Consider the following 18,857-nt stretch of genomic DNA (forward strand, 5'->3'; position numbering starts at 1 on the left):
TCGAGTTATTAGCGTCCTTGCTCAGGGTTAGAGCAGGCGAGTCTCACTCTAGCAGCCCGGTTACAGCTTGATAAGCCCGACTCTGCTAAGATCGGCCCGTCTATTCCGGGGAAGCCTATGATTTCTCAACTCTATTCATGTTTCTGTCAGACCCTGCCGACGCCGACAAGTTCCAGCTCCTTATTGGTGGCTTACAGCGGCGGTCTCGACTCCACCCTGCTGCTCTTGCTGGCCGAACGTTTCGCCCGCGAGCGGCAACTGCCCTTGCGTGCTCTGCACGTGCACCATGGGCTCAGTCCCAATGCCGATGCCTGGGCCGAGCAGTGCGCCGCTTTCTGTCGGCAGCTCGGTGTGCCGCTGCAGGTCGCACGGGTGCAACTGAACCGGGGTAATGGCGAAAGCCTGGAGGCTCAGGCCCGCACCGCCCGCTATGGGCAGCTCAGTGCGGCGCTTGCCCCGGGGGGATGGTTGCTCACGGCCCATCATCAGGACGATCAGCTGGAGACCCTGCTGCTGGCACTCAAGCGTGGTGCCGGCCCACGGGGGCTAGCCGGTATTTTGCCCAGTCAGCCTTTTGGCAAAGGAGCGTTGCTGCGGCCCTTGCTGACGGTGAGTCGGCAGGATCTGGCCGAGGCGGCAAGCGAGGCTGGGCTGAGTTGGGTGGAGGATGAGAGCAACCAGGACCTGAGTTACGATCGCAACTTCCTGCGCCAGCGAGTGATCCCCGGGCTCAGGGCACGCTGGCCGGCGATCGCCCAGACGGCAGCCCGCAGCATGGCGCTGTGCGCCGAGCAGCAGGCGCTGCTCGAAGAGCTGGCTGCCGAGGATTGGCGATTGGCGGGAGAGGGGGAGGCGCTGCGCATCGCTCCGCTCCATGAGTTGAGCCCGGCCAGACGCAACAATCTGCTCCGTCACTGGATCCGGCGGCAGGGGGGCGATATGCCAGCCCGGGATCAGCTCGCCCGGCTATGGGACGAGCTGGTGTTGGCACGTCCGGACGCCAACCCTCAACTCAATTGGGGTCGGGTGAGTTGTCGCCGCTACCAGGGCTTGCTCCATCTGGTGCGCCCGGATCTCGCCCCCCTGACCGAGCAGATCCCTCTGGTTCCTGACGTCCTGGTGACCTTGCCGGATAGGCTTGGCAGTTTGCAGTTGAAGATAAGTACCGAGGGGCAACTGAGGCTGCCCGAGGCGGATGAGCCGCTCTCCATTCGTTTCTCGGTGGCGCCTGGCCAGACCCTGACCCCTCAGGGGCGGGGGGGAAGCCGCCGCCTCAAGAAGCTGTGGCAGGAGTACGGCGTGCCCTCCTGGCAACGGGGGCGTATTCCCATGATCTTCTATGGGGAGACGCCCGCGGCGGCTCTGGATCTCTTTATCTGCGAGGGATTTGCCCGCACGGGTAATCTGGGGCTGGCCTGGCAGAGGCTGGACTCCCCGGGCGATACCGAGGCTGAGTCCTTGCCATGAAAACACCGGGGCGGCCATTGGCCGCCCCGGTGTTTTTAAGCAGCGCAGGCCCCTGGCTTGCCTATTCCCTGCAGACCTACCTCATTGCTTGGCCTTTAGACCACGTCGCCGGCTTTTTTACGGGAATAGAGGTGGCTGTCGGCGGTCTCGTACAGGGTGTAGACGTTCATGCCCGGCAGCCAGTGCGCGGCCCCCAGGGAGCAGCCGACCTCGAAGCTGGCGAGCTCCTGGTGGCTGTTGAGCATCTGTTGCAGACGTAGCCATACCGGGCGCCAGGCCTCGGCATCGGCCGGTTGCAGCAGCAGGGCGAACTCATCACCCCCGATCCTAAATGCCTGATCCGTGGCGCGGATACACTGTTGCAGCAGCTGGGCGAAGCGGCTGAGCACCAGATCGCCGACCGGGTGGCCCCAGGTGTCATTGACCTGCTTGAAGCGATCCAGATCCAGCAGCACCAATACCAGGCCATGGGGATCCCGGCTGTGCTGTTCGACGGCGCGGCCGAGGGCTTCGTCGAAGTAGGCCCGGTTGCCAAGCCCGGTCAGGTGATCGAGACGCACCTGTTGCTCCAGATTTGCCAGCCGCAGATAGAGAGGCAGCGCCAACTCGAACTGGCGGTGGCAGGCCTGCAACTCATCGATCTGTTGCTGGTTGGGGGCCTGAACCAGCTGATAATGGAGCTGGCCCAGACAGATCCCCTGACCATCCCTGAGCGGAAATTGCTGGCTGTGCAAGCTGAGCTGATCTTGCGGCAGGCACTGGATCAGGCTGTGGTGGTTGGTGCCCTCTAGGCATAGGCTGTGGATGCGGACAATCCTTGCCGCCGTGCGGGCAAAGATTGCCAGCAGCTCGCTCAAGGTCTGCTGACCGAGCAGGCGCTCGAGCAAGCCATGGGCTGGCTGACTTATCACGGGCGTCAGGTGATCCAGTTGGCGGATCCACTGTGCTGCGTCATAACCGACTGAGGCGTTGGCCCCTCTCCACGATGTTGAATTATCCACTCTTTTTCCTTACCTAGCGGCACCTTGGCCCACCATGGTGTCAAGCATTGCAAGATCCGCGCCCAAAATATGTTCTATAGGGCCAACCCCGGCTGACTAGACTTAAGTCAATAAAATAGGAGGGAAAATTGTATACGGAATTTTTGACTCTGCTGTTTGCAGCCGTGTTGTTGGTGGCGGTTTTCCGGCGCTTGGGCCTGCCGGCGATCCTCGCTTACCTCATCGCAGGCATCCTGCTCGGCCCCCATGGTCTGGCGTGGGCGACTGAGCAAGCCATGATGCACACTCTGGGGGAGCTTGGGGTGGTCTTCCTGATGTTTTCCCTCGGCCTCGAGTTCTCCCTCTCCAAACTCATCGCCATGCGTAGCCTGGTAATCGGAGTGGGTGGCCTGCAGGTGATCCTGACTACGGCGCTGTTTTGCTGGATTGGCTGGTGGTGGGGTTTGACCTTGCCACAGGCTCTGGTAGTGGCGGGGACCCTCAGCCTCTCTTCGACCGCGGTGGTGATCAAGCAGCTTGGGGAGCAAAAGCAGCTTCACACCCGCCGTGCCCAGCTCGGGGTCAGCGTCTTGCTGTTTCAGGACTTGGCCGTGGTGCCGCTGCTGGTGATGATCCCCATACTGGCCGAGCCCGAGGCCCAGGGCGATGCGCTGCTGGTTGCCGTTGCCTGGGCCTCAATCAAGGGCCTGCTGGCCTTGCTCGGCCTGCTGGCGGTGGGTAAGTGGTTGTTGCCCTCCTTGTTTCATGAGGTTGCCCGGGCCCGCTCGGACGAACTCTTCGTGCTGAGCGCCCTGCTGGTGGCTCTGCTCGCAGCTTCTCTCACCCAGTGGATGGGGCTCTCCATGGCGCTAGGGGCTTTCCTGGCGGGAATGATGCTGGGTGAGTCCCATTACCGTCACCAGTTGGAGGTAGACATCAAGCCGTTTCGCGACGTGTTGATGGGGCTTTTCTTCATCACCATCGGCATGGCCATGGACTGGCAACAGGTGGCACACCATTGGTGGCAGGTGACCGGGATTGTGGTGCTGCTGGTACTGTTCAAGTCAGTGCTGGTGCTGTTGGCCGGGCGCTTGATGGGGGAGCGGAAACGCGATGCCATGGCGGCGGGCATCATGCTCAGCCAGGTTGGCGAGTTTGGCTTCGTGCTGCTGGCCCTGGCGCTCAACCATGGCTTGCTCGGCCAGGATATCGTCTCCCTGCTGATCGGCATTGGCGTCATCTCTATTGCCATTACCCCTTGGCTGGTGGGTCGTTCCCAGGAGCTGGCGCGCTGGTTGACGCGATCTTCCCTGCTTTCCCAATCAGAAGTGGCCCAATCGGGCCTTAGCAAGAGTGGTCACGTCATCATCGCGGGCTTTGGCCGAGCGGGTCAGACCTGCGCCCGCTTCCTCAAGCTGGAGGGGATCCCCTTCCTGGCACTGGATCTGGACCCAGAGCGGGTGAACGAGGCCAAGCTGGCGGGGGAACAGGTGGCGTTTGGTGATGCCAGCAGACGGGAGATCCTGCTGGCGGCTGGCCTGCAACGGGCCCGGCTGGTGATTGTCACCTTCGATGATGCCAAGCGAATTGGCGCCATGCTTTCCCTCATCCCCGGCTTGGCAGAAGGGGTCAAGATAGTGGTACGCACCCAGGATGATCGCTTGCTAGAGCAGTACAAGCAGGCGGGGGCTCACGAGGTGGTACCCGAATCCCAGGAGGGGACCCTGATGCTGGTGTCTCACCTTTTGCTGCACTGCGACGTGCCCATAGGTCGGGTGATCCGGCGCATGGAGCAGGAGCGCAACAGCCAGTACTCCTTCTTGCACGGCTTCTATTGGGGAGGGCAGAGTGCCCCGGATCTGGAACGGGATCAGAGCCTAGAGCGACTGCACCCGCTGGTGTTGAGCGAGCAGGCCTGGGCCATAGGCCATAAGGTACAGGAGCTGGCCCTGGAGGCGGTACACATCAAGGAAGTGCAGCGTGGGGGTGACGTGCTGGAGCCCAGGGCTGAGCTGTTGTTGGGCGTGGGGGACACCCTGGTGCTCTTTGGTACCAATGCCGCCATAGAGCAGGCGGAACAGCGGTTGCTGGAAGGACATTGAGGCAGGCCGGGCAGACGGTGGGAGCATGTTGGGGGGCTGGAGGGCCGCCAATCAGCAGACGGCGCAGACGGAGAAAGAACAGGGCCTGGCTGGCTGCTATCGGGCTGGTTGGGCTGCGGTGACTGGCGGGGCGCTGGCCTGACTATCGATGTCGAGGAAGTGAGCCACCCGGGTTCTGTCGTCCAGGGTGTCTTGATAGCCGAGGGCGATGAGCTGTTGGCAGTAGCCGGGTACGAACATCAGAAAACTGGCCAGGCTGCTGTTTTCATCCCCTCTGACTCCCAATACGCGCAGCAAGCGGCGCATTTTGGTCGGCAACTGTGCCAGAAAAGGGAGCGCCAGCATGTCGAGATCCTGGCTCGGTTTGAGCACGCAGGCTTCCACAGTCTTGAGTTTCAGTCTTGCTCTGTCCCGCTCTGGAATGAGTGACAGGGTGAGGTTGATGCGGCCCAGGCGCTCCAGATCCGAATTGAGGGTGTCGGTGAACACGGTATCGAGCAGGCGGCTGGCGATGTGGGAGCTGGTCAGCCGATCCCGATATTGGCTCTGGTTTTGTTGGGGAGGCGGCGCCAGGGCAATGGCCAGGATCCGCTCTGCTCCCAGATGGATAGCCGGGCTCAGGGGGCTGAGCTGATGAATGGATCCATCGCCATAGAATTTGTCGCCGATGCGGGTGGCCGGGAAGATGAAGGGCAGGGCGCTGGAGGCGATCAGATGATCTGAGGTGATCAGAGTGCGAATGCCACGCCTGCGTTCCCGCTCCCAGGGATGATGCTGGGAGCGCCCTTGAAAGAAAGTGGTGCTAAGACCGCTCTCATAATCCGATGCCGTGATGGCCAGGGCCTCCAGACTGCCGTAGAGGATATTGTCGTCGATGCGGTGATAGTCGATGAGCTGCTCGAGCAGCTTGCGCAGTGGACTATTGTCGAACAGGTTGAAGGCGCGATTCGGGTCCGGATGGATCAGGCCAGCCGATCCCTCGTAGAGCAGACGCCAGAGCAGACGCCCCGGGTGAAAATCGAAGATGTGGCGCGTCTCGAAACGGCGCCAGACCCACTCAAGTTTACGCACTCCCAGATGAAAGCATGAGGCATGGCAAGCGAGGGCGGTGGCGTTGAGGGCGCCGGCCGAGGTACCGCACAAGATAGGGAAAGGGATCCCCTGATTGCGAGGATAGAGTTCGGCGATGGCTTTGAGGGCGCCAACTTGGTAGGCGGCGCGAGCGCCACCACCGGTTAACAGCAGGGCTGTATTAGGTTTGGCCATAGCAGATGTCTCTAGGACTCTTATGAGTTATATTGTGGCGCTAAAAACAAGAGCCGCCGACCGGATCCTATCTTGAAAACTGAGCTCTGCCAGCGCCTGCAAGGGGCAGATTGACGTCATATCGGCGTCATTTTTGTGAGCAAAACTGGGCAGTGAGTTGACTACAAGTCTATAACATTATTGGTAAAAGTGGTTAAGGCCATGTGTAAAGTCAGAGTAAATCCAGTCCCAGTTCAGCCCTGTCGTGGGTTAATGTGAATCGTGTTGCGAAATCAATAAAGGCCCCATTAATGCAATCAGCGCAAATCAGCGTCTCCATCGTTATACCGGCGCAGAACGAGCGGGACAACCTGGCCCCCCTGATCGGCGAGATCCGTCAGGCCATGGATAGCCAGTTCGAGTATGAACTCATCTATGTCGATGACGGCAGCACCGATGACAGTTTTGCCATTCTGACCCGGATAAAGCAAAATTTTCCCCGGCTCAGAGTGCTGCGCCATGAGCAAGGAGTGGGTCAGAGCTTTGCCGTACTGAGCGGGGTGCGACATAGCCGTGGCGACTGGCTGGTGATACTGGACGGTGATGGCCAGAACGATCCGGCCGATATTCCCGGCATGCTGCGCGAATTGATGGGGCGCAATGAAGCGGATCCTGCGCTGGTGGGCTTGATTGGCCACAGGGTCAATCGCCGGGATGATTGGGTCAAGCGACTCTCATCCCGACTGGCAAACGGCTTTCGTGATCTTTTGCTGCGCGATGGCATCCCCGATACCGGCTGTGGTCTCAAGGCCCTCAGGCGTGAGCGCTATCTGGCGTTGCCTTGCTTCAACCACATGCATCGCTATATTCCGGCGTTGATCCAGGCTTATGGCGGCAAGATGGCCTCTTACCCGGTCAACCACAGGCCACGTCAGGCCGGAACGTCCAAATACGGGGTCTGGAACCGGCTCTGGGTCGGACTTGTGGATGTGATCGGCGTCTGCTGGTTGCTGCGCAGGGCCAAGGTAGTCCGAGTCAGGGAGCTGCTGGATTGACTATGCTGGAGACCCAGATTGACTGGCTGCTGTGGACAGGGTTGCATGTCACCGGCTGGAAACTCATCGGCTATGCGGGTGCCTTGATGTTTGGCGGGCGCTGGCTGGTGCAGTTCATCGCTTCCAAGCGGGCAGGCAAGCCGGTGATCCCGCGCCTGTTCTGGTACATGAGCATACTCGGCAGCCTGATGACGCTGAGCTATTTTATCTTTTCTCCCAAGCAAGATTCGGTCGGCGTCTTGCAGAATCTGTTTCCCACCTTCACTGCGCTCTACAGCCTCTATCTGGACGTCAAGCACCGCGGCTGGCGTCGGGACAGGGCGACTCACTGATGACAAAGGATTGCCATGATAAGTGATCGATTTTTACTGGAGGCATCTCCGCGCCAGACGCTCGGTTGGCTGATGCTGCTGGCGCTGGTAATACTGGCTGCGGGGATCGGCTTGCGCGACCCCTGGCCCGCCGACGAGCCTCGTTTTGCCCTGGTCGCCAAGGAGATGGTCGAGAGCGGCCGCTGGTTGTTTCCCATGCGTGGTGGCGAGATCTATCCCGACAAGCCACCCATGTTCATGTGGGGCATTGCCCTCGGTTATCTAGTGACAGGCTCGCTCAAGGCGGCCTTCTTGCTGCCTTCCCTGCTGGCGGGGTTGGGCACTCTGCTGCTGACCTGGGATCTCGGGCGCCGCCTGTGGAATGCCCAGATGGGGTTCCTGGCGGGTGTGCTGCTGCTCTTTACCGTCCAGTTCACCCTGCAGGCCAAAACGGCGCAGATAGATGCCTTGGTGAGCTTCTTCATTACCTTGGGGCTCTATGGTTTCCTGCGTTTCCTGCTCACGGGCGGCGGTTGGCGCTGGTACTACCTCGGCTGGTTCGCCGCCGGCCTTGGCATCATCACCAAGGGGGTCGGCATACTGGCGGTGCTGGTGCTTATCCCGGCTATCTGGACGCACAGAGATCAATTGCGTCAAGCCAGCCGCGCCGCCTGGCTCAAAGGCTTGCTGGGCCCGCTGGCCATGCTGCTGGCCGTCGCCCTCTGGTTGCTGCCCATGGTCGCGACCGTGGCCGCGAGTGGGGATGTTGTGCTGCAGGCTTATCGTGACAACATCTTGCTGCGCCAGACGGTGACCCGTTATGCCAACTCCTGGCATCACGTCAAACCCCTCTGGTACTACTTCACCTCGGTGATCCCCCCTTTCTGGCTGCCGGTCTCGCTCTTGCTGCCCTGGCTCGCGGTCTGCTGGACTCGTGCCATTCGCAATGAGGGTGACAGGCGGGTGATACTGCTGCTCGGCTATCTGCTCTTGATGCTGTTGTTCTTCTCTCTTTCACCGGGCAAGCGCGGCGTCTACATCACGCCGGGCACTCCGGTGCTGGCGTTGCTGGCGGCGCCCTGGCTGAGTCAGCTGCTTGACCGGGTCTGGCCGGCACGGCTGCTCAAGGGGTTGGGCTGGCTGCTCGCCCTGGTGGGCATTGGCGGTGCCCTGGCCTTGATGTTCAATGCCAGGCTGGCCGCCAAGGCGGCCGAGCTTGGGGCACATCCCTGGTTGCCACTGCTGATCCTGGGTCTCGGTCTGCTGGTGATCAATGGCACCTTGCGCCGCGCCCCGCTGCTAGCGATCCTCGGCTCATTGGCTTTCGGCTGGCTGCTCTATTCCACCCAGATAGCGATGCGGCTCAACGAGGTGCGCACCCCGGAGGAGATCATGGTCAAGGCGGCGCAAGAGGTGCCCAGGGGAGATCAGCTGCTGCTGGTCGGCTTCAAGGAGCAGCATCTGCTGTTCGCCCGCCAGCCGCTCTGGCACTACTCCTACCATGAGGAGAACCGGGTGCAGGGGCGGGAAGCTGCCGCCTGGATTGAGGCCATGCCAGGGCGCCGGGTGCTGGGCTCGCGCAACATCATCAGTGTCTGTTTCGACACCGAGCAGACCATGAATCTGGGCTATCGCCACCGCACCGACTGGTTGCTGGCCAGTGCCGATGCGCTGCGTCCCGAGTGCCGGGGAGGGACGCCGACTATCGAGCCCTTCTTCTATGCACCCAAGCTGGTCTATTGAGCCCACTCATGCCGCGCGGAATAATAGAGGGGAGCCACGGCTCCCCTCTATTATTCCGGTCCCGGGGTCTCAGCTCACCGATTGGCTGAGCTCGACGAAGGCGGCAAACAGGGGCGGGCTCGCCAGTATGCGACCATGACCCAGACCTTGGGTAGATATGAGCCGGGTGCGGCCATTCTGGCTGGCGCGCAGAGAGTCCTGATGGGGGGCAAACCTGTCCTGCTCGTCGTGGACTATGAGGGCAGGGCCGCTGCGTTTGGCCAGGGCTGCCAGAGGATCCACTTCGCTCAAGGGGTGTTGATACTCCTGCTCGATCTCTTTGACCACTGCATCGAACAGCCGCATCGAATAACCGGATCGCGCCACCATGGCGTAGAGCTGGGGCACATAGTCGATGACAGGGGCGACCAGCAACAGGGGGCAGGTCTGCAGGCGAGGGTGACGGCTGGAGAGGGCCACTGCACCTCCCATGCTGTGGGCCATGACACCGGCGATGGGCCCAAACCGTTCGATCACTTCGTCCAGGGCGCGCACGAAGCGGGGCAGATGGCCGGTTTTCCCCTCGCTGTGGCCGTGGGCGGGGTGATCGTAGGCGATGGCGGTGAATCCCCGGGCCGCAACTTGTTCCATCAGAGGGTAGAGCTGGCTGGCGCTGCCGGACCAGCCATGCATCAGCAGCCAGACCGGCCCCTGACCGAGGCGATAGCTCATCAGCTGCCCCTCGCTGGTGTGCACGGCCTGGCGCACCAGACCTGCGGGGAGATCTGTGTCGCGCTGGACACGACTTGGAGTCAGCAATAGCTTGCTGGCGGTGCGTTTGGCGTGGGCGGGGGCCAGGCCGTGATGCAAGCGGGTGCCGAGACCGAGCAGCCACTTGCTTGGGCTGAAACGGCGGGTATTGAAGTAGATCTTGCTGCTCATGGGCGGTCACTCCTGTGGTGCGCCGGTGTGAAGCGGCTGTTTTGTTATTTTGAGTACGGTCGTGCTTTTTAATCGGTTTTAAAAAAAAGATGCTGAAAACACTGAATCGATGAAGGGCATCAGCGCGATCAGTCTGGCCGCCAACTGATCAACAGCGCCTCTGCCTCGGGCCAGAAATGCTGCTCGGGGTTCTCGCTCAGGGCCAGGGCTCCGAACACCAGATCCCCCAGATAGAGGCCATAGAGCCGATAGACGGCGCGCCAGGGATCCATCTCGGCGCGCCATTCACCCCTGGCCTGGCCTGCGGCAATCTGGCGGGCCAGATAGTCGAGCCAGAAGCGTACCAGCTGGCGGGCGGCTTGCTGTACCTCACCCTCCTCGGCCGAGGTCCAGGCATCGAGAAACATGCAGCGTCCGGCGAAGCTCTGGTTCCAGGCAAGCCAGGCCTCGAGCAGGGCGCGCAACTTGGCTTGCTGATTGGGATGTGCCTGCTGGCGGACCGGCTGGATCACACGATCCCGAAACACCTGGCCTGCATATTCGAGCACGGCTATCTGCAAATTGTCCCGGGACTGGAAGTGGGCGAACAGGCCGCTCTTGGACATCTCGCACCGGCTGGCGAGGGAGCCGATGGTAAGACTCTCCAGCCCCTGCAGGCTCGCCTGCTCGAAACCTTGCTGCAAAATAGTCTCACGGGTCAGTCGGCCTTTGCTCATCCATCACCTCGGTGTCGATCCCGTGACAGCATATAGGACGATCGTACTTTTTGCGAGCCACAGTTGCACAGCAGACAAGTCACGATCCGGCAGTGAGAAGACGCCGCTCAGTTATCCTTGATATCCAGCTGCTGCAGGGCAATCACCGCCTGGGTGCGATTCTTGACGTCGAGCTTGCGGAAGATGGCGGTGATATGCGCCTTGATGGTCGCCTCTGAGACATTGAGCTCCCAGGCTATCTGCTTGTTGAGGCTGCCATCGCGCAGCATCACCAGCACCTTGTATTGCTGGGGGGTGAGGCTGGCCAGCTTGCTGGCCAGGCTGGACTCATCTTCACTCTCTGGCCTGAGCGAAACCCCCTCTGGCAGCCAGGTATCACCGGCGATGACCGCATTGAGCGCCGTCACCAACTGCTTCATCGAGGAGGATTTAGGGATGAACCCCAAGGCTCCGAGCCGCAGTACCTGCTGTACGACGGAGGCCTCTTCCGAGGCCGATACGACAACAATAGGCAGGTCGGGATACTGACCGCGCAGATGTACCAACCCCTCGAAGCCATTGGCTCCCGGCATCTTGAGATCGAGCAGCAACAGGTCTACTTCGGGGTGATCCCGCAGCAGATGAGCCAGACTGTCGATGGAGTCGGCCTCCAGCAATTGGGCATCGCTGATAGCCATGTGCACGGCTTGATAGAGGGCGCCCCGAAACAGGGGGTGGTCATCCGCGATGACGATGGTAAATTGGCTGTCCATGGCTCGATGTTAACTATTTGTTTTGGAACATCAAACTAGCATCGCCCCCCATGGTGGTCAAACACGCAGACCGACAAATGTGACGGTCAGCCGGGATGAATTGCTATGTCTATCAGTAGGCAATAACAAGCAGCCAGCAACTCGTCGCCTGTGATTGGGTGGCCCGGAACCTTGGCGATGCAGGAGAGCAAGATGGATGAGATGGTATTGACGGTCGGCACGGGCTCGACCTGGGCGATGCGGGCGGCGCTGGTACTCGGGCTGACAGGGTTCAAATGGCGCGAGCAGGCATTCGGACTCAAGGATGCAGCGGCCCTGCACAGGCTCAAACAGCAGGCCCCGGCAGGCTTGGTGCCCTGGCTGGTGCATGATGGGGTGCGGGTGCATGACTCCCTGGCCATCGCCGAATATCTGCATGAGCTCTGTCCGGATCGGGGGCTCTATCCGGCGGATCCTGCCCGGCGTGCCCTGGCGCGCAGCCTGTGCGCCGAGCTGCATTCCGGCTTTGGCCAGATCCGCAGTCGCTTGCCCTATTTTCTGGGGGCGCCCCGCAAACAGGAGCCGCCTCTGGAAGCCTTGTCCGAACTGGCCAGATTGCAGGTGATCTGGGCCCAGGCTGGCGCCAGCTTCTACTTCGGCGCTCCGGGTATACTTGATGCCTTCTACGCCGTCATGGCCCAGCGTCTGTTCAACTACGGCATTGCCTTGCCGGGGGCCGCGGGGGCTTATCAGCAACATCTGCTGGCCTGGCCTTTGTGGCAGGAGACCCTGGCGCGAGCCGGCAAGGATTGGCCTGCTCTGGCCGCCAAGTCGCAGGGTTAAACTTGCGTGATTGAATCGGGCGCCAGCTCAGGTATTTGTCATCAGATGGTTGGCATGAACGAGGGGAGCCTGGGCTCCCCTCGTGGATTTTTCCACCTGCCTGTACTCTTGACCGTGGTCGGTGCGAGTCAGTGATGATCAGGCTGGCTCTTAGGGTTGCTCGCGTCCGGCGAACACCACCACCACCTTGTCGGCCCCTTTTTCCCGCAAGAAGCTGTAGGGCACATCGGATAGCTGGCGATGGCTGCCGGCGGCGATGGCCGGATGCCGGGCGCGGAATTGGCCGAGTCGCTGCCAATGTTTGACCAGTTCGGCCTTGTCACCGCTGGCCAGCTCCTGCCAGTTCATGTCTGAACGGACCCCCTGATCGAAGACGCCACCATCCTTGGCCAGCCCTCGGCCCGACTCGTCACCGTAGTAGATCTGGACGGCGCCGGGCAGCAGCAGGAAGCTGCTGGCGACCCGTCGTTGCAGCGCCACATCCTGATAGTCCCCGAAGAACAACTTGGTATCGTGGGAGCTGATATAACTCAGCACATTGAAGTCCGAGTCCTGATTGAGGCGACTGGCATAGCTGGCGTAAGTTGGCTCGGCGCTGGCCAGGCACTGGGCCTGGGGCAGGGCAGCCTCACGCTGGTAATCGAAATTGATCAGCGCATCGAAGCCATTCTGGTACCAGAAATCCTTGCTGACCCCCTGATCCCACACCTCGCCCACCATGTAGAAAGGCAGATCATCGAGCTTCTTGGTCGGGTTGTTCGCCTTCCACTCCTTGAGGGCCGCACTGCCCGCCTGTTTGAGCTTTAGCCATACCTCGGGTTCCAAATGTTTGACGGTGTCGGCCCGAAAGCCGTCAATACCAAAACGGCGTACCCAGTCGGTGTGCCAGGCGATGAGGTAATCGCTGACGCTTGCATTAGGGAGCCCCTTGGCCCGGGTATCCTGCTTGGCGGCGAGCAGAGGGGGCAGCCCCACCTGCTTGGTGGACCCGGTCAGGAAGTCCGGTAGTCCGGCGACCGTGCCCGTGACATCGTCGTTGCCGGGCTGGGGGTAGCCTGGCAGACCCGCCCGCACCCAGTCTGGGCCCCACCACTTGTTCCACGCTGGTGACTGATAGTCGATGAACTGGTTGTAGTCGTGCCAGTTCTGCTCGCTACTCGGGCGCCACTCGCTCCATCTGCTCGGCAACTTGTCGGTATGTTGAGCCAGCGTCGTCAGTCCAAGATCCTGCAAGTCGGCCAGGGTGGCATAACCGGCGTGGTTCATCACTACATCCAGGATGATACGCATGCCACGTTGGTGGGCTTCGTCCACCAGTTTCTTGAGGCTCTCTTCATCGCCATAGTTCGGGTCGATTTTAGTGAAGTCGAGCGCCCAGTAGCCGTGATAGCCATAGAAGGGGAACTTGCCCTGCTCACCGCCGCCGATGAAGCCGTGCACCTGTTCCACCATGGGCGTTATCCAGATGGCATTGATGCCGAGTGCCTTGATGTAGTCCAGCTTGGCGGTCAGCCCCTTGAAATCTCCCCCATGCCAGGTGGCTACTTCATCCTGGCCATCTTTCTGGCGGCCAAAGCTGTGATCGTTGCCGGGATCGCCGTTGGCAAAGCGATCGGTCAGCAGAAAATAGACATTGGCCTGATCCCAGTCGAAGGGGGCGGGTTCAGGGGGCGTGGCAGGTTCGAGCAGCAGCAGGCCTCCGCTATCCTTGCTGGGCGTCAGGGTCAGCTTGCCCTGACTGACCACGGCCTCTTGCCGGGAATAGGCATCCCGCAGCCGGGTACCATCTGGCCAGACCCCTTGCAACGAGACGGTAACAGGGCCGCCATCCCAGGCAAGGCAGGCTTGTTCGGGGGGATGACGTTTAAAGGTACTCGTCTTGGTGGCGCGCAGCACTTTCAGGCTGGGGGTCTGAGGGTCGAAGCTGAACTGATAATCCCCCGCCAGCATCACCTTGAGAGCGAAGCTGTTACTCCCGGCGCAGGTGTCCATGGGCTGCGCCGTACCAAACGGCAGTGGTTGCGCCTCGTCCGGACCAAAGCTGGTGCCACAACTGTTGCCGGTGTCGCTGATGCGGATCTGGTGGCTGCCCTTGGCCAGATGATGGGTCAACTGCTGCACGCCCCCGGTCATGCTGAGAGTGGCGGGCACTGCCTTGCCATCCACATAGAGGTGCAGGTCGGGGGCCGCCCAGGCGGGCAGGGCCAGCAGGGCGAGCAACAGAGGGGGGAGACGCATGAACCATTCCTTTGTCTAGCAGTGGGATGACTCATTCTAAGGGGCGTCAGGAGGGAGTGGTAAACGGCAACCGGGATCTGTGAACTCGGTTCAAATGGCAACGCTTTCAAGGGGGGCGGCCTGGTCGGAGGGGCGCCAGATAGCAATATGCCGACCTCAGGGTCGGCATATTGCTCTGGTCATGAGCGATTTAGACGGTGAAGAACTTGAAGTTGACGAAGGCCACCGCGATGAAAGACGCCACCATGCCGGACAGACAGAGCACCGCCGGTCGGATGGCGGGCCAGCGATGAGTCAGCAAGATGATCGCCAGGAGGGTCGGATAGAGGCCAAACATGTAGCGCGGCATGGCATTGAGCCCTGTCATCAGCGGTATGGTGCAGCAGATGAACATCAGGGTCGCCTCGGCCCAGCGCTTCTTGTAGAACAGATAGCCGTTCAGGGCCCAGCCGAACATCACCATGATGGAGAGGTAGGCCTTGCGGCCACCGAGTTCGAAGCCGCTCATCCACCAGTCCAGTGGGCTGTCCATGTGGCGACCCCATGCAACCTGAATGTGCTTGAATGCCAAGGCATCCCCCATCAGATGGTAGAGGTAGACCATGTAAGCGAACAGGCCGAAGGGGATTAGCCAGAGGGTGAGTATCACCTTGAGGGTCCGCTCGCTAAAGCGCAGGAACTCGCGGATGCCATAGGCCTGCACTGCCAGGATCAGCACGGGGAACACCATCATGACCCCCAGGTTGCGGGTGCTGGAGATGAGTATCCCCAGTACGGCCACCATCATCCACTGCTCCCGGTAGGCGAACAGGAACATGCCAAGCATGAGCGCCATGAACATGGGCTCGGTATAGCCGGATACGAAATAGGCCGAGAAGGGAGAGAAGGCGAGCAGCCAGACCCCGAAGCGGGCCGTTTCATCCCCGAGCTTGAGTTGACGCAGCACCAGCAGCATCAGTGGCAGGCTGGCGAAAAAAGCGAGGTTGGCGACCAGCATCAGGCCAAACAGGCTCTCGACCTCGAGCAGGCTGGAGATGCCACCGGCCAACATGGGGTAGAGGGGCATGAAGGCCCAGTTGGCTGCATTGCCTTTGCTGAGCCAGCGTGGATAGAGATCGTAACCGTTCTCTATGATGCGCTGGAACCAGACGCAGTCGAACTGACAGTAAGCCTGGAAGGGGCCTATGGGGCTGCCGTAGAGCTGGACGCCGAAGTAACCCATGCCATACAAGGCGATGCGACTCAGGGCAAAGGCTGCAAAGATCAGCAGCCAGTCATGGCCACTGATGCGCAGGGAGGGACGATAGGGCACCGCGGCTGGCGGTGTGAGATTGGTCACGTCATTCATCAAGCGAATACCCAGATACGGGAGAGGACATAGGTCAGTATGGTGACCGTCAAGGTGGCGATGACCACCGGCAGCAGACCGGAGAGCCCCGCAAACAGCAGGCCGCTCAGGATCAGGTTGCGCACTACTAACGAGAAGAGCGCAACCAGCAGGAACTTGCCGACGGCTCCCTGCTTCTGGAAGGTGATGTACCTATGACCGAAGAAGGAGAACCAGAAGGCCACCGAGAACGCGAGTGTGGTGACCACATGCTCATTGATGCCGGGCCAGCTGTGGAACAGGGCAAAGGAGCTGCCCAGATCTACTAGCGTGGCGCCACCACCGACGAAGCCGAAGCGCACTAACCGCCAGAATTCATCGCGGGAGATCATGCAGGATCCTGTTCCTGGCCGGCTTTTGCTGCGTCAGCCTGCTCAGGCTTGCTGGTCTTGGCTCGGCTCTTGGCCTTGGGGGCGGGCGTCTTGCTCGCCTCCAGGGCGGCATATTGGCCGTAGACCCCTTCAATCAGGTAGATAGGACGCTGTTTCACTTCCACGAACATGCGACCAATGTATTCGCCAATGATGCCAAGGGAGAGCAACTGGATGCCGCCAAGGAAGAGCACCACCGACATCAGCGAGGCGTAACCGGGCACGTCTATGCCGAAGAAGAGCACTTGAGTCACTATCTTGAGGATGTAGAGGAAGGCAACGAAGGAAACGCCGACCCCGACATAGCTCCACACCCGCAGCGGCCAGCTGGAGAAACTCATCACGCCATCAAGGGCGAAGTTCCACAGCTTCCAGTAATTGAATTTGGTCTCACCGGCATGGCGGGCGGGGCGCTCGTAAGGCACGCCTACGGCACGGAAACCGGCCCAGGCGAACAGCCCCTTCATGAAGCGGGTGCGTTCTGGCAGCTGCTTGATGGCTTCGACGACCCGACGATCGATCAATCGGAAGTCACCGGCGTTCTCCGGCAGCTTGGTGCCGCTGGAGAGGGCGTTGAAGAAGCGGTAGAAACCGCCGGCGGTGATGCGCTTCATCGGCGTATCGGCGCTGCGGTCGACCCTGATGCCATAGACAGTGTCATAGTCGCCGGTTTGCCACAGCTTGACGAACTCCAGGATGAGGGCGGGGGGGTCTTGCAGATCCACATCCATGGGAACCATGGCATCGCCACGGGCATGGTGCAGGCCTGCGGTCATGGCGGCCTCTTTGCCGAAGTTGCGCGCCAGATTCACCAAGGTGACCCGGGGATCACGGGCGATGGCCTGCTCGACGACTTCACGAGTTCGATCGCGACTGCCGTCGTTGACGAAGACGATCTCAAGATGCTCCTTGATGGCATGAAGCTCTGAGTCTATCGCGGCAATAAAGGCATCAATGCTCTCTTCCTCGTTATAAACGGGCACGACCAGAGAGAGTCGGAAATTGGCTTGCGACATGGGGCTGTCCTTGTAGGAAAGGGGCATGAAAGAGGAGGCTGTTACTCGGTGCTCAGTCGCACCGATTCGACATTGAGCGGGGTCACGGTCGAGAGAGCCAGGAAGTTGAGCTGTTTGGGATCCTGGCTCAGCGCCTCACCGGGCAGCTGGAAGTTGATCTCGTTCAAGCCCGCCTTGGCCAGCTTGATGGTGGTGACGAAGTCATGACCCATGGCCACTTTGAGCAGGGCACCGGCTTGCGGGCTGTTGATGCGAGCCTGCACGGTGAGATCACTCTGGTCAGTTGACGGTTTAGCCTGTTTGGGCAGCAAGAAATAGAGACCGCCCTGACCCTTTAGCTGGGTACCTTGTTCGCTTGGCTTTTTGGACCAGCCCTCGCTGGAGAGGAAGCGGCTCGGCTTGGTCAGGTTGAGCTCGTTGCCCATGCGATAGGTCATGCTGGAGTTGTGCTCCCAGAAACGGGTCTTGCCTTCCAGGTAATAAAGGCGATAGGCCAGGCTCACATTGGGGTGGGCAGCCAGATAGAGGGTGTAGAGATAAAAGCCGCTCAAGGCGAGGATGGCTGCGATAAAACCGAACTTTTTGTATGTCATATTACTCTCTACGCCCTAGGGGGAGGCTAACTCGCGCATATGCTAATCCAATTGCAAAAAAAGCATAGTGGATCACAAAAAAATATTTGTTCATATATTAACCCCTGTAACTCCTCATCACCATCCATGTCCGGCACCCTGTGCCGTGGCATGATTTTGCGCTGTCCCTTGCCCGGAACCGCTCAGCGGGTTTTGAAGAGGGTGATCAGGTCCCGGCTGGGCAGGATCCAGTGCGTCATCAATTGACACCAATTTTTTGGCTGAGATGGTCGCCTTGCCCCACATATCCCCTTATGATGGCGCGACTCTGTGCGCAAGGATGGCCCATGACCCGTTTGCTACTCCCTTTGATTGCGTTGTTGCTCTCGCCAGCCCTGTGGGCGGCGACCCTCTGCCCGCACCCGCTACGGGTTGGTTACGATCAATGGCCCCCCTATCACAGTCGTGATGATGGTGGCCGAATGCGGGGCTTTACCATCGAAGTGCTGGAGGCCGTGATGGCCCAGATCCCCTGCCAGCTGACCTATGTCGAACGGCCCTGGAAGCGGGTGCTCCAGGGGGTGAAGCTTGGCGAAATAGACATCGCCATGGAGGCGTTCATCAATGAAGAACGGGCCGTCTACGGGATCTTTTCCGATGCCTACAACCCCGGGGAAACCGGGCTCTGGCTAATAAAGGATATCGGGACTCAGGGGCAGGGGAACAGCCTTGCCAGTTGGCTGGGGCAGGGCCAGCGATTGGGGGTAACCCGCGGCTATTTCTATGGGGATGAGCTGATCACCTTGCTTGCTCGCCACTCCCATCAGGTGAGCGCAGTACCCAGAGAGAGCCAGAATTATCACAAATTGCTGCTGGGGCGTATCGATGGGTTTCTCGGGGATAGGCTGGCAACCCATCAGGGGCTCATTGATGCCGGGCTTGGGCAGAAGGTGGTGATGGCAGAGCAACCGGTCGCTCGCCTGCCCACCTTCTTCATGTTCAGTAAGCGAAGCGTCTCACCAGCCCTGGTGACGCAGGTTAATCTTGCCTTGGCGCAGCTGCGCCAGTCCGGGCAGTATGGGCGTATTTGGCAACGCTACACACAGACACCCTAGTCAGTTTGTAGTTATTGTCGCATCATGGGCCACTGAGAGGGTCG

At 60.5% G+C, this 18,857-nt stretch carries 17 protein-coding genes; 7 read left to right on the forward strand and 10 right to left on the reverse strand.

Going from position 1 to position 18,857, the window contains the following annotated elements; genetic code table 11:
- The first annotated feature begins 117 nt into the window (after positions 1-117).
- The gene (gene tilS, locus ACSMDR_RS15415; RefSeq protein ID WP_436468808.1) at positions 118-1,467 is read left to right on the forward strand and encodes a tRNA lysidine(34) synthetase TilS; all 1,350 of its coding nucleotides are present in this window, start codon (positions 118-120) and stop codon (positions 1,465-1,467) included.
- Positions 1,468-1,562: 95 nt separating this feature from the next.
- Here the strand turns inward: tilS and ACSMDR_RS15420 are convergent, their stop codons facing one another.
- Positions 1,563-2,468, reverse strand: a complete 906-nt coding sequence (locus ACSMDR_RS15420) for a GGDEF domain-containing protein (RefSeq protein WP_436468809.1) — start codon at positions 2,466-2,468, stop codon at positions 1,563-1,565.
- A 128-nt stretch (positions 2,469-2,596) separates the two neighbouring features.
- Between ACSMDR_RS15420 and ACSMDR_RS15425 the strand changes: the two genes are divergently transcribed.
- Positions 2,597-4,549: a monovalent cation:proton antiporter family protein gene (locus tag ACSMDR_RS15425; protein WP_436468810.1), complete on the forward strand. Its 1,953-nt coding sequence runs from the start codon at positions 2,597-2,599 to the stop codon at positions 4,547-4,549.
- Between the two features lie 96 nt (positions 4,550-4,645).
- Here the strand turns inward: ACSMDR_RS15425 and ACSMDR_RS15430 are convergent, their stop codons facing one another.
- On the reverse strand, positions 4,646-5,815 hold the full coding sequence (locus ACSMDR_RS15430) for a patatin-like phospholipase family protein (protein ID WP_436468811.1): 1,170 nt from the start codon (positions 5,813-5,815) through the stop codon (positions 4,646-4,648).
- 290 nt (positions 5,816-6,105) lie between these two features.
- Between ACSMDR_RS15430 and ACSMDR_RS15435 the strand changes: the two genes are divergently transcribed.
- From ACSMDR_RS15435 to ACSMDR_RS15445, 3 genes are read left to right on the forward strand one after another with little or no spacing between them, the layout of a single operon-like run.
- Entirely contained in the window at positions 6,106-6,849 is a 744-nt protein-coding gene (locus ACSMDR_RS15435) for a glycosyltransferase family 2 protein (protein WP_436468812.1), read from the forward strand.
- Between the two features lie 2 nt (positions 6,850-6,851).
- Positions 6,852-7,181: a lipid-A-disaccharide synthase N-terminal domain-containing protein gene (locus tag ACSMDR_RS15440; protein WP_005892118.1), complete on the forward strand. Its 330-nt coding sequence runs from the start codon at positions 6,852-6,854 to the stop codon at positions 7,179-7,181.
- 15 nt (positions 7,182-7,196) lie between these two features.
- Positions 7,197-8,903 (forward strand): ArnT family glycosyltransferase, encoded by a 1,707-nt coding sequence (locus tag ACSMDR_RS15445; RefSeq protein WP_436468813.1) that lies wholly within the window; start codon positions 7,197-7,199, stop codon positions 8,901-8,903.
- Positions 8,904-8,972: 69 nt separating this feature from the next.
- Here ACSMDR_RS15445 and ACSMDR_RS15450 read toward each other — a convergent pair whose 3' ends face one another.
- From ACSMDR_RS15450 to ACSMDR_RS15460, 3 genes are all read right to left on the reverse strand, one after another.
- Positions 8,973-9,824, reverse strand: a complete 852-nt coding sequence (locus ACSMDR_RS15450) for an alpha/beta fold hydrolase (RefSeq protein WP_436468814.1) — start codon at positions 9,822-9,824, stop codon at positions 8,973-8,975.
- Between the two features lie 128 nt (positions 9,825-9,952).
- A complete protein-coding gene (locus tag ACSMDR_RS15455) occupies positions 9,953-10,540 on the reverse strand; it encodes a TetR/AcrR family transcriptional regulator (protein ID WP_436468815.1) in 588 nt (195 codons plus the stop codon).
- A gap of 107 nt (positions 10,541-10,647) precedes the next feature.
- Positions 10,648-11,292: a response regulator gene (locus ACSMDR_RS15460; protein WP_005892126.1), complete on the reverse strand. Its 645-nt coding sequence runs from the start codon at positions 11,290-11,292 to the stop codon at positions 10,648-10,650.
- Between the two features lie 192 nt (positions 11,293-11,484).
- Between ACSMDR_RS15460 and ACSMDR_RS15465 the strand changes: the two genes are divergently transcribed.
- Positions 11,485-12,114 (forward strand): glutathione S-transferase N-terminal domain-containing protein, encoded by a 630-nt coding sequence (locus ACSMDR_RS15465; protein ID WP_436468816.1) that lies wholly within the window; start codon positions 11,485-11,487, stop codon positions 12,112-12,114.
- 150 nt (positions 12,115-12,264) lie between these two features.
- Here ACSMDR_RS15465 and ACSMDR_RS15470 read toward each other — a convergent pair whose 3' ends face one another.
- From ACSMDR_RS15470 to ACSMDR_RS15490, 5 genes are all read right to left on the reverse strand, one after another.
- Entirely contained in the window at positions 12,265-14,352 is a 2,088-nt protein-coding gene (locus ACSMDR_RS15470; RefSeq protein ID WP_436468817.1) for an alpha-amylase, read from the reverse strand.
- A gap of 190 nt (positions 14,353-14,542) precedes the next feature.
- Positions 14,543-15,700: a hypothetical protein gene (locus ACSMDR_RS15475; protein ID WP_436468818.1), complete on the reverse strand. Its 1,158-nt coding sequence runs from the start codon at positions 15,698-15,700 to the stop codon at positions 14,543-14,545.
- Entirely contained in the window at positions 15,700-16,071 is a 372-nt protein-coding gene (locus ACSMDR_RS15480) for a GtrA family protein (RefSeq protein WP_436468819.1), read from the reverse strand. The genes ACSMDR_RS15475 and ACSMDR_RS15480 overlap by 1 nt, the downstream gene beginning before the upstream one ends.
- Positions 16,068-17,126, reverse strand: a complete 1,059-nt coding sequence (locus ACSMDR_RS15485) for a glycosyltransferase family 2 protein (RefSeq protein WP_436468820.1) — start codon at positions 17,124-17,126, stop codon at positions 16,068-16,070. The genes ACSMDR_RS15480 and ACSMDR_RS15485 overlap by 4 nt, the downstream gene beginning before the upstream one ends.
- Positions 17,127-17,167: 41 nt before the next feature.
- Positions 17,168-17,719 carry a hypothetical protein gene (locus ACSMDR_RS15490; protein WP_436468821.1) on the reverse strand — a complete coding sequence of 184 codons (552 nt, stop codon included), beginning with the start codon at positions 17,717-17,719 and terminating at the stop codon, positions 17,168-17,170.
- Positions 17,720-18,045: 326 nt separating this feature from the next.
- Between ACSMDR_RS15490 and ACSMDR_RS15495 the strand changes: the two genes are divergently transcribed.
- A complete protein-coding gene (locus tag ACSMDR_RS15495; RefSeq protein WP_436468822.1) occupies positions 18,046-18,813 on the forward strand; it encodes a substrate-binding periplasmic protein in 768 nt (255 codons plus the stop codon).
- The last annotated feature ends 44 nt before the right edge of the window (positions 18,814-18,857 follow it).

Origin of the sequence: Aeromonas molluscorum (assembly GCF_051376105.1) — a bacterium.
In the GTDB taxonomy this organism is placed as follows: domain Bacteria; phylum Pseudomonadota; class Gammaproteobacteria; order Enterobacterales; family Aeromonadaceae; genus Aeromonas; species Aeromonas molluscorum.